16 protein-coding genes are annotated in these 14207 nt (G+C 41.2%); 1 reads left to right on the top strand and 15 read right to left on the bottom strand.

Going from position 1 to position 14207, the window contains the following annotated elements:
* Nucleotides 1-764 precede the first annotated feature (764 nt).
* Entirely contained in the window at nt 765-1703 is a 939-nt protein-coding gene (gene trxB, locus KHA94_RS09000) for a thioredoxin-disulfide reductase (protein ID WP_213101797.1), read from the bottom strand.
* Nucleotides 1704-1821: 118 nt separating this feature from the next.
* Nucleotides 1822-3315, bottom strand: a complete 1494-nt coding sequence (locus KHA94_RS08995; RefSeq protein WP_213101796.1) for a tetratricopeptide repeat protein — start codon at nt 3313-3315, stop codon at nt 1822-1824.
* Between the two features lie 120 nt (nt 3316-3435).
* On the opposite strand from KHA94_RS08995, the gene KHA94_RS08990 reads away from it, so the two are divergent.
* A complete protein-coding gene (locus KHA94_RS08990; protein ID WP_213101795.1) occupies nt 3436-3648 on the top strand; it encodes a hypothetical protein in 213 nt (70 codons plus the stop codon).
* 490 nt (nt 3649-4138) lie between these two features.
* On the opposite strand, the gene hisIE is transcribed toward KHA94_RS08990, so the two are convergent.
* The 13 genes from hisIE to lgt form a co-directional block, all read right to left on the bottom strand.
* Nucleotides 4139-4780, bottom strand: a complete 642-nt coding sequence (gene hisIE / locus KHA94_RS08985) for a bifunctional phosphoribosyl-AMP cyclohydrolase/phosphoribosyl-ATP diphosphatase HisIE (RefSeq protein WP_213101794.1) — start codon at nt 4778-4780, stop codon at nt 4139-4141.
* Entirely contained in the window at nt 4777-5535 is a 759-nt protein-coding gene (hisF, locus tag KHA94_RS08980; protein WP_213101793.1) for an imidazole glycerol phosphate synthase subunit HisF, read from the bottom strand. Before hisF ends, hisIE begins: the two co-directional genes overlap by 4 nt.
* Nucleotides 5529-6266, bottom strand: a complete 738-nt coding sequence (gene hisA / locus KHA94_RS08975) for a 1-(5-phosphoribosyl)-5-[(5-phosphoribosylamino)methylideneamino]imidazole-4-carboxamide isomerase (RefSeq protein WP_213101792.1) — start codon at nt 6264-6266, stop codon at nt 5529-5531. Before hisA ends, hisF begins: the two co-directional genes overlap by 7 nt.
* Nucleotides 6263-6901 (bottom strand): imidazole glycerol phosphate synthase subunit HisH, encoded by a 639-nt coding sequence (gene hisH, locus KHA94_RS08970; RefSeq protein ID WP_213101791.1) that lies wholly within the window; start codon nt 6899-6901, stop codon nt 6263-6265. Before hisH ends, hisA begins: the two co-directional genes overlap by 4 nt.
* Entirely contained in the window at nt 6902-7489 is a 588-nt protein-coding gene (hisB, locus tag KHA94_RS08965; RefSeq protein WP_213101790.1) for an imidazoleglycerol-phosphate dehydratase HisB, read from the bottom strand.
* A 20-nt stretch (nt 7490-7509) separates the two neighbouring features.
* Nucleotides 7510-8781 (bottom strand): histidinol dehydrogenase, encoded by a 1272-nt coding sequence (gene hisD / locus KHA94_RS08960; RefSeq protein WP_213101789.1) that lies wholly within the window; start codon nt 8779-8781, stop codon nt 7510-7512.
* Nucleotides 8782-8794: 13 nt separating this feature from the next.
* Nucleotides 8795-9436, bottom strand: coding sequence for an ATP phosphoribosyltransferase (gene hisG / locus KHA94_RS08955; RefSeq protein ID WP_213101788.1), 642 nt, complete (start codon nt 9434-9436; stop codon nt 8795-8797).
* Nucleotides 9433-10617: an ATP phosphoribosyltransferase regulatory subunit gene (locus KHA94_RS08950; protein WP_213101787.1), complete on the bottom strand. Its 1185-nt coding sequence runs from the start codon at nt 10615-10617 to the stop codon at nt 9433-9435. The genes hisG and KHA94_RS08950 overlap by 4 nt, the downstream gene beginning before the upstream one ends.
* Before the next feature lie 143 nt (nt 10618-10760).
* On the bottom strand, nt 10761-10976 hold the full coding sequence (locus KHA94_RS08945) for a hypothetical protein (protein WP_213101786.1): 216 nt from the start codon (nt 10974-10976) through the stop codon (nt 10761-10763).
* 167 nt (nt 10977-11143) lie between these two features.
* Nucleotides 11144-11680: an acyltransferase gene (locus KHA94_RS08940; RefSeq protein WP_213101785.1), complete on the bottom strand. Its 537-nt coding sequence runs from the start codon at nt 11678-11680 to the stop codon at nt 11144-11146.
* Nucleotides 11677-12330: a pyrophosphatase PpaX gene (gene ppaX, locus KHA94_RS08935; RefSeq protein ID WP_213101784.1), complete on the bottom strand. Its 654-nt coding sequence runs from the start codon at nt 12328-12330 to the stop codon at nt 11677-11679. Before ppaX ends, KHA94_RS08940 begins: the two co-directional genes overlap by 4 nt.
* Nucleotides 12314-13267: a nucleoside recognition domain-containing protein gene (locus KHA94_RS08930; RefSeq protein ID WP_213101783.1), complete on the bottom strand. Its 954-nt coding sequence runs from the start codon at nt 13265-13267 to the stop codon at nt 12314-12316. Before KHA94_RS08930 ends, ppaX begins: the two co-directional genes overlap by 17 nt.
* Nucleotides 13268-13292: 25 nt before the next feature.
* Nucleotides 13293-14111, bottom strand: coding sequence for a prolipoprotein diacylglyceryl transferase (gene lgt, locus KHA94_RS08925; RefSeq protein ID WP_213101782.1), 819 nt, complete (start codon nt 14109-14111; stop codon nt 13293-13295).
* Nucleotides 14112-14207 lie beyond the last annotated feature (96 nt).

The following is a 14207-nucleotide window of genomic DNA, read 5'->3' as shown; positions in this document are numbered from 1 at the left end:
GTACTTAATTCCTAAAATTAGCAACTGCGTCGAATTATCTTCTCCGCTGCCTATTTATACTTTATTAATGTGCAAAGAACAAATGCGCAAGCGCCTTCGGAACAATTAAAGGACAAATTGTTCCTGAGATGAATATTCAAAGAAGCTTTCCTTTGTGCTCACCTCCGACAAGCACAAGACGAGCCTCACGGAAAGGTGTTCTTTACCTTTCTGGGAGGATTGATCGAAATGTGAAGGCGACTGTTTAGGGACGACTGCATAAGACGAGCCCTGTAAGAAGACGTTCTTTGTCTTCTGGAAGGGATCGGCTTATGAAGCGAGTCCCTAGGAGCCGTAACTAGACAAGCTTGTGACCTCGAGGTCGACAAAAACGCGACCTCCTCCCAAAAGCTTCTCTTTTGGTCGTGCGATGTTTCGGTAACGTAGCTTTCCTTATCCTGTCGCATTGTCGACACTAGTTCGTCCTGTACGTCGGAGGTAGGCGCTGGAGCTGAACATAGATAAACTATATCTCAAGTTATCAACAGATAGCGAAAATTATAATTTCCTATACAAAAAAAAAAGCACAGAAGAATCTGTGCTTAACAAAGGATTATATCTTTAAAAGGGGGTCAATTTCTATTTTTATATTACCCGAAATTTATTTCACCACTGTTACAGGAAAATTAAAACACAATTACTTTTTGTAAATTTTTCCGAAAAGCCGATTATTAAAGCTGATCGAGTCTTTATTTAGAAGCAGTTGTAACTTTTGCTGAATAATATTAAAACTTCTCTTTTAATTCCTCGATATAATGTTGAGCACTTTGAGCTGCGATACTTCCGTCACCTGTTGCTGTCACAATTTGGCGAAGCATTTTCTCGCGAATATCTCCAGCTGCAAAAATGCCTGGGACCTTTGTTTCCATTTTTTCATTTGTTTCAATATATCCGTTTTCGTTTGTAATACCAAGATTTGCAAACGGCTTCGATAATGGAACCATGCCGATGTATACGAATACACCATCTGTTTTATACTCTTGCTCTTCACCTGTTTCAGTTGAGACAAGTGTAACACTTCCGACTTTTCCATTTTCTTCATTAATTTGCTTAACCGTATGATTCCAAATGAAATCGATCTTTTCATTATCAAATGCACGTTTTTGCAGGATGGCTTGAGCACGGAGAGCATCACGACGGTGTACAATCGTCACCTTAGTCGCAAAGCGTGTTAAGTAAACTCCTTCTTCAACGGCTGAATCCCCTCCGCCGATTACGACAAGCTCTTTTCCTTTAAAGAAAGCCCCATCACATACTGCACAATAAGAAACACCGCGTCCCCCTAATTCTTTCTCACCAGGGGCACCAAGCTTCTTATATTCTGCACCTGTGGTAATAATGACAGCTCGAGCTTTATATTGCTTTGAACCTGCTACTACTATCTTATACTCTTCCCCATCAATAATTTCCTTTATGTCGCCATATGCGTATTCTGCACCAAACTTTTTCGCATGTTCAAACATCTTTGTTGATAAATCAGGACCTAAAATATGATCAAATCCTGGATAGTTTTCAACTTCTTCTGTGTTTGCCATTTGACCGCCTGGAACACCGCGTTCAATCATTAAGGTAGACATGTTCGCTCTAGAAGTATATACAGCAGCAGTCATCCCTGCAGGACCTGCACCGGCAATAATAACATCATAAATTTTTTCTTCAGACACGTTATTTCATCCTCCTATAGTAAACGGCCACATGTAGTAAGCCAATTTTATAATTATTAATAATATGACCAACTACAATCATCCTATAAAAATAAAAGGATTTCGTCCAAATATATGCTTATGAAAGGAAGCTGTTCACTAATTTTATATATTTAGCCAGTGTTGAAGCAGCCATACCGTATTTGTCAGCGATTTGCTTCTGGGAAGCCTTTCCCCCTCTTAACTTAATCCAGACGGTTTCGATAGCGGCAGCCCATCCTTTATGATTTTTAATGGATTGATTACTATTAGATATTTCTACAAAAACAGTAAACCACATTAAAAATAAGCCTGCTTCTACGGTTCCAATAGGATGATTAGTTTCATAAAGAAGCGCCGCAGTATCGTGTACCGGCATCGTCTTCCAGGCATTCCCTTTGCGTATGAAGGATAAATACTCCCGTTCCAAATGAGAAAATCTCTGGTTTTGGTTTATTTCTCTTGAAGATAGTATTTCTTCCTTCCCATCTGACATAGCAGTTAAGAACAATGCAAAAAGACGCTCCTCAATATAATCACTGTCTAATTTCCTGAGAATCGATGAAGGATGATTCTCCAGTCCATTCTGGATCGTTTTTTCATCATTCCAAGGCTCAAATCCTTCTTTTTCAGGATTTAGTTCAACAGATTTCTCCCAAGCAGATTTTGCAATTTTTTCTCTGCCCGTAAAATAAGCAGCATAGGAGAGCCAGTAGTAAAAAGCGCCATCTCCATCAAATCCTTTTTTCTGCAGCCTGCGAAGCCATAAAAAAGCAGCATCGTACTCACCGATTAATGCAAAAGTTGCTCCAAGTTTAAACTGATGCTCAATGGATAAAGGATTGACTTTTTTTAGAACCTCTTTTAGTGCTTTTACTTCTTTATAATCACGCTCATAAAAAGCGAAAACAAGCTTGTTGCATAAAGCATGTAAATTTCCTGGATTTTCTTCAAATACCTTATCAAGAATGTCAGCTGCTTTTTGAATTTCTCCAAGATAAAAATACGCAAGCGCCAGATTATTATATGCTGACCAGTATTCGGGATACTCATCTATAACAGAATTAAGAATCTCTACCGCCTTCGGAAAATGACCCGACTCAAGAAGCTCTCGTGCATGCTCCTGTTTTGTAATGAGATCATCTTGTTCGTAAGGCTCCTCATCTAATTCCTCCGCTTCCATTGTGAGCAGCTCAAGAAGATCAAAAGTATCATCAGCAAATTCCCCATCCTCGTCCAATTCCAAATATAAATTGGCATGATGGTAGGCATCCTTAAAGAACCCTAAATGTGCATAATTATTGGCGAGAAAATAATGACATTCCACCATATCAGCATCAAGCTCTTCAATAATTCGATGCAAAAGACGGTTAGCTTGCTGGTAATCGCCCATTTCAGAATGAATAACAGCTAATTGGCAGACAATCATAGATTCATCTGGTTCAAGCTGAATCGCTCTTTGTAAATATTTTTTTGCTTTATAAAGATCCCTTTTGTGGTAAGCCTTTAATCCTTTTGAAAAATAATACTCACCTGTAGGGTTAAATAACAGTAATTTCCCCTTTGTTTTCCTTGCTTTAGAGTCTTTGCCCATGAAATCCTCCACCTTCATATTAACTCAAGTAGTATATCATAGAAGCAAGCTATTGGAGAAGGGATTGGAGGATATTAGCACTAGAGTTCATATCACACGGTTAAAAGGGCTTTCATATATTTGGGTCATTGGCTATTTTCATCGAAACCATGTGCTGACGGCAATGAAATAGAGAAAGGCCATGCCGATGGTTTGTATCGAATATTATCCTTCTTAATTGCCAATGAGGTCATTGATATAAATTATACTGGCCTTTTCAGCGCAGGTGCCGACAATTTTAAAAGAAATCGCGGTGCTGTTCAAGAGGTTGAATGCTCTTTTTTTCTATTATAAAGATTTGCCTTCTAGGTCGCGATTAGTATGGGATTTTTTGATACGTTTGATGGATAAGGTGGTAGAACCAATGGCGAGGAAGATGAAGTTTTAAAGAATGTGTCTTCATTATCAGCTAATGAAGACACTCTTGGCTACTTTTTTTACTTCTTATGAAATCACTCTTAGCTATTTATCCACGGAATATATCTTCATAACCGTTTTTCTTGTAATACTAGCTTTGGATGGTCCATTTTGACAAGGATCTGACCGCTTTTCTTGGAAAAACCGCTTTGGATGGTCCATTTAATCAAGGATCTGACCACTTTTCTTGGAAAAATCGCTTTGGATGGTCTATTTAGCCTAGTATCTGACCACTTTCCTTGGAAAAACCGCTTTGGATGGTCCATTTAATCAGGGAACTGACCGCTTTTCTTGTAATGCTAGCTTTGGATGGTCCAATTAATCAATAACCCATTTACGGAACTTCCACTTTTAATGAGCCCACCCTCTAATCAGCCGGGTTCCCTTCATGTCTTTTATCCAACACGCTTAACACTTCTTCAAACGGAAGATCCTGTTCTCTTAGCAAAACGAGTAAATGGTAAATTAAGTCGGCTGCTTCCCATTTAAGCTCTTCTTTGTCACGATTTTTTGCTGCGATGATGACTTCTGCTGCTTCTTCTCCGACCTTTTTCAAAATTTTGTCCACGCCTTTTTCAAATAAATAGGTTGTGTAGGCTCCTTCAGGTCGATTTTCTTCCCGCTCCTTAATAATTTTCTCAAGGGACAAGAGTATGCTGTAGTCTGCTAGGCAAGCAGCTGGTTCCCCCGACTGAAAAAGGCTCCCATCAAAACAACTCACTGTCCCCTTATGGCAAGCTGGCCCTGTAGGATCAACGAGTACAACGATTGCATCCTTGTCACAGTCGAATTTCATCTCCACAATTTTCTGCGTGTTCCCGCTCGTCGCCCCTTTATGCCAAAGTTCCTGCCTTGAGCGGCTGAAAAACCAAGTCTCTCCTGACTCCATTGATTTTTCAAGGGATTCCCGATTCATATAGGCTAGTGTCAGTACTTCTCTTGTAGTCGCATCCTGAACAACTGCTGGGATGAGGCCTTTTTCATCAAATGTCAATTCTTCGAAATTCATCGGACAGGCACTCCTTTTTCCTTTAAATAAGCTTTTACCTCTAATACAGAAGTTTCTTTATAGTGAAAAATGGAAGCTGCTAAGGCTGCATCCGCTTTGCCATCAAGAAAGGCTGAAGCAAAATGCTCTGCATTCCCCGCTCCCCCTGATGCGATAACTGGAATCGATACCGCCTCGCTGACTGCTTTTGTTAAGGCAAGGTCAAATCCCTTTTTTTCTCCATCTGAATCCATGCTTGTTAGTAATATCTCTCCAGCACCAAGCTTGACTACTTCCTCCGCCCACGCGATAACTTCCCATTCGGATGGTGTGCGGCCCCCATGCGTGTATACACGCCACGATCCAAGCTCTGTATCATACTTCGCATCAACGGCAACAACGATGCATTGTGAACCAAAAAATTTGGCTCCTTCTGTAATCAAATTCGGGTCATTCACAGCAGCCGTATTAAGCGATACCTTATCTGCACCCGCTCGTAATATCCTTTTCATATCCTCTAATGAGTTAATGCCCCCGCCAACTGTAAACGGAATCGCTAATTGAGACGCAACCGACCGAACGACTTCAACCATTGTTTTTCTGCCTTCAACAGAAGCAGATATATCTAGAAAAACAAGCTCATCAGCACCTTGCTCATCATAAAAACAGGCTAACTCAACGGGATCGCCTGCGTCACGCAGCTGTACAAATTGTATACCTTTTACAACTCGGCCCTCTTTTACATCGAGGCATGGGATAATCCGCTTTGTTAGCATGATGCCTTCACCTCTTCTAATGCTTCCTTGACTGTAAAGCGTCCTTCGTAAATCGCTTTCCCTACAATGGCTCCTGTAACCCCGTCGTTATAAAACTCTTTTAAACTAGTTAAATCAGCTAGCTTGCTAACTCCCCCAGATGCAATGATACTTTTTCCCGTTTCCTTTGCAAGCAGCCTGACTGCCTCTACATTTGGGCCAGAAAGCATGCCATCTGTTGCAATATCTGTAAAAATAAAGGTTTCAGCTCCCATATCAGCAAATTGTTTTCCAAGCTCAACTGCCTTTACCTCAGATGTATTCAGCCAACCATGAGTGGCAACATACCCGTCCTTTGCATCAAGTCCAATGGCAATTTGGCTGCCGTATTTCTTAATCATTTCAATGGCAAAAGCCGGATTGGAAACGGCCACACTTCCAAGAATGACACGAGATACACCATTTTCAAGATAATGGACAATATCTATTTCTGTCCGGATACCGCCACCAATTTGAATATTTGCCTTCAGCTTATTCGCGGCCTGAATCACAGAAACATCATTAACCCTTTTACCATCCTTTGCTCCGTCCAGATCTACCATATGAATCCAGGAAGCCCCTTCGTCCGTAAACTTCCTTGCCATCTCAAAAGGAGAATCCCCATATACCGTTTCTTGATCATAGTCCCCCTGCAGCAGGCGGACACATTTTCCGCCCCTCATATCTATTGCTGGATATATCGTAAAACTCAAGAGACTCCCATCCTTTCATTGACAAGCTCAGTAAAACTTCGTAATAATTCCATGCCTAGAACACTGCTTTTTTCAGGATGGAATTGCATTCCATATATATTTCCACGCCCAACAATTGCAGGCACAACTACATCATAGATGCTATTGGCAATGACAACCTCTGTATGAGAGGTTTCAACGTAATAAGAATGAACAAAGTATACATAATCTCCCTTTAACCCTTGAAGAATCGGTGACGGCTGAACTAAATTCAGTTGATTCCATCCCATATGCGGAACCTTATACGGAGAACCCTCTGTATTTACACCAGAAAATCTTCTTACCGTTCCGGGAAGTAATTGTAATCCCTTCGTAAGTCCGTTCTCCTCACTCTCTTCAAACAATAGCTGCATGCCTAAACAAATCCCCAGAAGCGGCTTCCCGAGCTGAACATATTCTTTAATCATGCTCGTTAAACCTAATTTATCTAATTGCTCCATTGCGTCCTTAAAGGAGCCGACCCCAGGAAGGATGAGTCCATCTGCCTTCATTAGATCTTTACTGTTCTCCGAAATAAAGTAAGGAACATTCATTCTTTCTAGGGCTTTGCTGACACTAAAAAGATTTCCCATTCCGTAATCAATAATGCCGAGCATTTACAACATCCCTTTCGTAGAAGGAACTCCTCTTATATTTGGATCAATCGTCGTTGCTTCATGTAATGCCCTGCCAAGCGCTTTAAAAATAGCCTCAATCATATGGTGCGTATTTTGTCCGTAGTGTACAATTACATGCAAATTCATCCTTGCCTCAAGCGCCAGCTTCCATAAGAATTCGTGTACAAGCTCTGTATCAAAGGTTCCGACCTTTTGGCTCGAAAACTCTGCTCTCATCTCTAAGTGAGGGCGGTTACTCAAATCAATGATAACCTGGGCGAGTGCCTCATCCATTGGAACAAATGCATTTCCATAGCGCTTAATTCCTTTTTTATCACCGAGTGCTTCTCCTAATACTTGTCCTAGGCAAATGCCGATATCCTCTGTCGTATGGTGATCATCCACTCCAATGTCACCCTTCGCATTTACCGTTAAATCGAATTGCCCGTGCTTTGTAAAAAGGTCGAGCATATGAGTTAGAAAAGGAACCCCCGTTTCAAGCCTGCTCTTCCCTTGCCCATCAATATTGAAAGCTAAAAAGATATCCGTTTCATTCGTTTTCCTTTTAATCTCTGATACTCTAGCCATGTTCTCCCCTCCGGATTCACTTATTTCTTCAATCGTATTTCAATCGCTCTCGCATGGGCTTCAAGTCCTTCAATCCTTGCAAATGCCGCAATCTTTTTCCCATTTTCCTTCAATGCCTTCTCACTGTAAAAAACAATACTGGATTTCTTTTGAAAGTCCTCTACACTAAGCGGACTAGAGAAACGAGCCGTTCCATTCGTAGGCAGCACATGATTCGGTCCTGCAAAGTAGTCTCCGACAGGTTCAGGACTAAAGCGGCCAATAAAAATGGCGCCTGCATGTCTGATTTTCCCTAAAAGCTCCATCGGATTATCCGTTACGATTTCTAAATGTTCAGGAGCTAGTCTATTAATCGTGTCAATCGCTTCCTCCATCGTATCCGTCACATAAATCGCACCAAAGTTCTCAATGGATTGTGAAGCGATATCCTGACGAGGAAGTATTGACAATTGCTTCTCTACCTCAGCTGCAACAGCCTTTGCCAATTCTTCGGATGGAGTGACTAGGACACTGCATGCAAAAATATCATGCTCTGCTTGCGATAATAGATCTGCTGCTACTTCATCAGGTCTTGCCGTATCATCAGCAAGAACCGCAATTTCACTTGGACCTGCAATCATATCAATATCCACATCTCCAAAAACCTCTCGCTTTGCCAGTGCGACAAAAACATTTCCAGGACCTGTAATTTTATCAACTGGAGCAATCGTTTCTGTCCCATAGGCTAATGCTGCAATTGCTTGTGCACCGCCAACTTTATAAATTTCCTCAGCCCCTGCTTCCTGAGCGGCGACAAGAACGGCTGCTGGAAGCTTTCCGTTTTTTTTATCAGGAGGGGAAGTAATGACTATGCGTTCGACCCCAGCAACCTTTGCAGGCAGGACATTCATCAGCACTGAAGATGGATAAGAAGCCGTTCCGCCAGGCACATATAAACCGACTGAATCAAGCGGGGTTACCTTTTGGCCAAGAATCGTCCCATTTTCATCAGGTGTCATCCAAGACGGGTGCAATTGTTTTTCATGAAAGGAGCGAATATTTGCCGCTGCGTCTCGAATAATAGCAAGAAGATCATCATCTATTTCTTTATAAGCTTCCCTTTTTTCCTCCTCCGTAACAGTGATATTAACTAAAGAAATCCCGTCGAATTTTTTTGTGAAGGATTTTAATGCTTCATCTCCATCCTGTCGAACGCTCTCAATAATACTTTTAACAACGGCTCGCTGCTCTTCTGTCCCATTATCAATCGACCTCTTAATGGAAATTTCTTCATTTATTTTTAAAATCTTCATTTCGTCACGCTCCTTAGAGGCCTTTGCTGCTCTGCAATTTTTTTACCAGCCGTTCGACAAGCTCATTAACCCGCTCTTCCTTTAATCGAAAGCTGGCAGGATTTACAATCAGCCTTGATGTTATGTCAACAATTCGCTCATATTCGACAAGCCCGTTCTCCTTTAATGTCCGCCCCGTGGAAACAATATCGACAATTCGATCAGCAAGGCCAATCATCGGCGCAAGCTCAATGGAACCATTCAACTTAATGATTTCGACCTGCTCCCCTTGTTCACGGAAATATGCTGCCGCAATATTCGGATATTTCGTTGCAATCTTTGGTGCTATATTATTCATTTTTGTATTCGGTAAGCCTGCCACAGCAAGGTAGCAGGCACTAATTTTTAAATCAAGCAGCTCATATACATCCCGCTCTTCCTCCAACATGACATCCTTTCCTGCGATCCCAAGGTCTGCCACTCCATGTTCAACATAGGTAGGAACATCCATTGGCTTTGCTAAAATAAACCGGAAGCTTTCTTCAGGAACATCAATGATTAGCTTTCTGGAATCATCGAACTCTGACGGCAATTGAAAGCCAGCCTGACGAAGCAAATCCGCAGCGTCTTCGAATATTCTGCCTTTTGGCATCGCTATGGTTAAAACGTCTTTCATATCCCAGTTTCCCTCCCAGCATTGCCGACTAAAAAGGTGATGTCTTCATATTGGTTCGAACAATTATCTATATCCATAACGCCATTAATATCCTGGAGTACAACCTTTTTCCCTAATTTTCGCTGTTCCTGTGCATATTGAAAGGCTTCCTTCCTTCGTTCTGGACTAAAAAAAATACAGGAAACAGCAGAGCTCTCTATGTCATCCCCAAGTGCCTCAAGAAGTCGGTCTATCCGGATGGCAAAGCCTGTTGCCCCAGCCTGCTTGCCGAATTTTTGAAGCAATTGGTCGTACCTGCCTCCACTCGCAATTGGAAAACCAACCTTTCCCGCATATACCTCGAATAAAATGCCTGTATAGTAGCTCATATGACTCACCAGCGTTAAATCGAACTTTACTTTTTCCTCCAGTCCATAATCAACCATCATTTCAAAAAGCTGCTGGAGCTGAAGAACATCCTCTTTTCCTTCATCATTTTCAAGGAGGCTAATGGCCAATTCTATAATTTCTATTCCTCCCCTTAGCTTTAAAAAAGCTAACAGCCGCTGCTTATCGATAGAGGAAAGGGCCAGCCCATTAACATGCTCCCTGTATCCTACATAATTTTTCTCATATAAAAATCTCTTTAAAGCCTCCACTCTTTCTTCCGTTCCTAATATTTTCAGGAAAAATGTATGGGCAAAGCCGATATGTCCAACGGAGAGCTTAAAATCCTCTAAACCAGCTTCCTGTAAGGAGCTGATGATTAATGCAATCCCTTCCGCATCCGCACTAATCGTACAATCGCCGATGCATTCCACTCCAATCTGTTCAAACTCTGCTGGACGTCCCCCCTCCCTTTGCTGAGCGCGGAAAACATTAGCAGCATAAGCTAGGCGAATGGGCATATCCTTTTTTAACAATCTAGAGGCCGCAATCCGTGCAATGGGAGTCGTCATATCTGGACGCAAAACAAGTGTATGCCCTTGCTGATCAAGCAGCTTAAATAATTGCTGGTCTAGTATCGCCGAAGCAGAACCAACCGTTTCATAGTATTCTAGAGTAGGAGTCTCAATGAACCGGTAGCCCCAACGCTCCATCTCCTTTTCAATCGAAGCCCTTACCATCCGCTTACGATCAAATAATTCTGGTAATGTATCTCTCATCCCTAAGGGTTTTTCAAACATAAATAAGCGACTCATTTTTCATTCACCTCAAAATCCTTTAGTTCGCTAATATGGTAGTAAAATAAAGTTATATGTATTTTAACGCCACGGACAACATCCGTCAATAACTAAAAATTTGCTTAATACACTCTGACTAGTGTTTGTTAGAGTAGCTTTTTTTAGACATGAACATGAATAATGCGGATAGGGGGATCCACTTTTTCCCGTTTCGTGACTTCTTTCGGCGGCTTTGATCCCTGATTAAATAGACCATCAAAAGCTACTATTCCAGAAAAAGTGGTCAGATCCCGAGGACAGATCGATACTCGTTTTCCCGTTTCGTGTCTTCTTTCAGTCTCAATGTGGACAGGGGGATTCACTTTTTCCGCTTTCATGGCTTCTTTCGGCCTCCCAATTAATTGGTACTCAAAGTCTTTCGGGTGATGATTAGTATTCATTGTGACCGTTAGCTATCTTTTTCCTCATTCACGGTCACAATTTGACTTCCATCCAGCAAAAAAAGCCAAAATAAAAAGCCCTGCTTGCCATTGCAAACAGAGCTTTAAGCCTTTTCTTCTCCATATATCGGGTCATCGGCCCAGCGTTTTGCCATTTCTTCCTTCGTGTAGATGACCCGCATCGGATTTCCGCCGACAAAGGAGCCAGGAGGGACATCCTTATGCACTAAAGTGCCTGCGGATACAATCGCCCCATCCCCAATTGTCACACCAGGCAAAATCGTTGTATTGGCGCCGATCATGACTTCACTGCCAATCTCCACATTCCCTAATCTATATTCCTTAATTAAATACTCATGAGCAAGGATTGTTGTATTATAGCCGATCACTGTATTACGGCCAACACTAATCTTTTCAGGAAACATCACATCCAGCATCACCATCAGAGCAAATGATGTCTCATCTCCGACCTTCATTCGTAAAAAAGTTCGATAAAGCCAGTTTTTCATTCCTAAAAAAGGGGTATACCTGGCGAGCTGGATCACGAGGAAGTTTTTCACAACCTTCCAAAAAGGAACCGTTTTGTACACATGCCATAGAGAATTGGCACCTTCGACTGGATAGCGATCCGTTCTCCTCATTTCGCATCTACCTTTAAAATATCAAGCAAATCAGCCATTGTATCAAGAATATAATCTGGCTCGAAGCCCATTAAATGCTCTTTTCCTTTTGCACTCCATGCAACGCCGGCTGTTTTCGTGCCTGCATTCTTTCCGCCAAGAATATCATAAGAATTGTCTCCGACCATAATCGCCTCTTCTGGCTTTGAACCCAGCAGATCTAATGCTTTTAAAATCGGCTCAGGATCAGGCTTAGGCTTTTGAACATGGTCTAATGCAATAACGACATCAAAAAATTGATCAAGCTTTGTGAGTTTAAGACCTTTTTCAATATTTTTATGAATTTTTGTTGATACAATTGCTATTTTATAGCCCGATTCTTTCAATGTACGAACGGTTTCAAAAACAGTCGGAAATTCTTTCACAAGCTGATCATGCTTACTTAAATTGAATTCCCTGTACATAGCAATCATTTCATCCAATTTTTCCGGATTAATAGATGCGAAGGTTTCCGTTAGTGTCGGCCCCATAAAAGGCAGAACATCCTCTCGCTTGTATTTATCTGGATAATAGCTACCTAACGTATGCAAAAATGAAGAAATAATTAATTCATTCGTATCAATTAACGTCCCGTCTAAGTCAAATAATACTGTATTAACTTGTGTGCTCATAAGCTGTTTCCTTCCTTTTATTCAATTCAGTGCGTTTCCAAATAAATGCGACAATTAATGTTAATAATATAGCAACACTCAATCGAATGAGCAGTAATGGCAGAACCGGAATACCTAGTGGGACAAATAACAATGTATCCTCCACAACAGCATGACAGGCAACAAGGAAAATAAACGCAAGCGTAACATCCTTTTTACTGACACCATCCTCCTGAACTGCTTGAATCATCACTCCCGCACCAAAAGCAAGGCCGAATAATAATCCAGCTGCAAGAGTAGTTGAGGCATTTTCCTTCATCCCTAACGCTCTCGTTATTGGTGACATCCATTTTGAAAAAACGGCGAGCCAATTTAAATCCTTTAAAAATTGAATAACGACCATAAGCGGAATCACAATCATGGCTAGCTGTAATATGCCCAGTCCCGCTTTTTGAAAGGCATCTAACAAAATAGAAGCCCAGCCAGCAAGTTCATCCTCTTTCGCAGGAATGATCCCATATTTCGCTATTTCTGACCCGCCATGCCAAACAAGATTAATCACAAATGCGGATAGGATCGCTAAGCCAAGTCTCACCGCAACAACAATCCACAGCTTAACCCCAACTTTAATCGCAACACTTGATTCAATCAGCATATTATGTGAGAACGAAAGCATGACGGCAATAATAAAGACTTCCTTCACCGTTAAATCCAGTGTTAATATAGCCCCAATTCCAGCGTATAAGTTCAGGAAATTCCCTAAAACAATTGGAATGGCTGCATCCCCAGACAAGCCAATGACATTCATAAGAGGAGTAATTAACTTTATGACCCATGGAAGCACAGCGGTATGCTGTAGGATAGCAACAATCACTGTAACAGGAAAAATAATCTTCCCCAATGTCCAGGTCGTTTTTAATCCAACCATGATTCCCCTTTTGAATGATTCAGCCAGCATGTCAGTTCTCCCTTTTTCAGCTTTTCTACACACTCTTATCTAAATAACGTACATCCGAATATCCCTTCATCCTTCTAACCACAAGCAAAATCACTGCACCGATTACAAGGATGATCGAAATCGTTTGTGCGGCTCTTAAATACTCCGTCAGCATTAAACTGTCTGTTCTCAAGCCTTCAACGAAATAGCGTCCAACTGAATACCACATCACATAGGTTAGGAACATCTCGCCTTGACGCAAATTTACTTTTCTTAAGAGGATAAGGACGACAAATCCGATAATATCCCAGATGGATTCATATAAAAAAGTAGGATGATAATAGGCACCATTAATATACATTTGATTAATAATGAAATCAGGCAGATGCAAATTTTCCAAGAATGCACGGCTAACTTCTCCTCCATGTGCTTCCTGGTTCATAAAGTTTCCCCAGCGGCCGATTGCCTGTCCTAAAATAATACTAGGTGCTGCAATATCAGCAATCTTCCAGAAAGAAACATTCCTCTTTTTTGCAAAAATGTATGCGGTAATGACAGATCCGATTAAAGCTCCATGAATTGCGATGCCGCCCTCCCATATTTTGATAATATCACTAGGATTTTGGCTATAATAGTCCCATTGGAAAATAACATAATAAATTCTTGCTGAAATAATCGCAATCGGAATGGCCCAAAGCATTAAATCTGGGAATATCTCTTTTGGCAAACCCCTTCTTTCTGACTCTCGTATAGCAAGTATTAATCCTAAAGCAATGCCGAAGCCTATAATAATTCCATACCAATAGACTTCAATTGGCCCGATCGAAAAAGCTATCGGATTAAGCGGCTGTATCGTTGATTCCATATTCACTGCTCCTTTTATTCCTTGATAAAATTAGTTCGATTACTATGTGTGTTTGTGGAAGTTATGTTACTCTATTTAGTTGATTACTCTTAAAAA

Origin of the sequence: Cytobacillus citreus (assembly GCF_018343665.1) — a bacterium.
In the GTDB taxonomy this organism is placed as follows: Bacteria; Bacillota; Bacilli; order Bacillales; family Cytobacillaceae; genus Cytobacillus; species Cytobacillus citreus.
The sequence above is the reverse complement of the archived record's forward strand: the minus strand, read 5'-3'. Positions and strand labels throughout refer to the sequence as shown.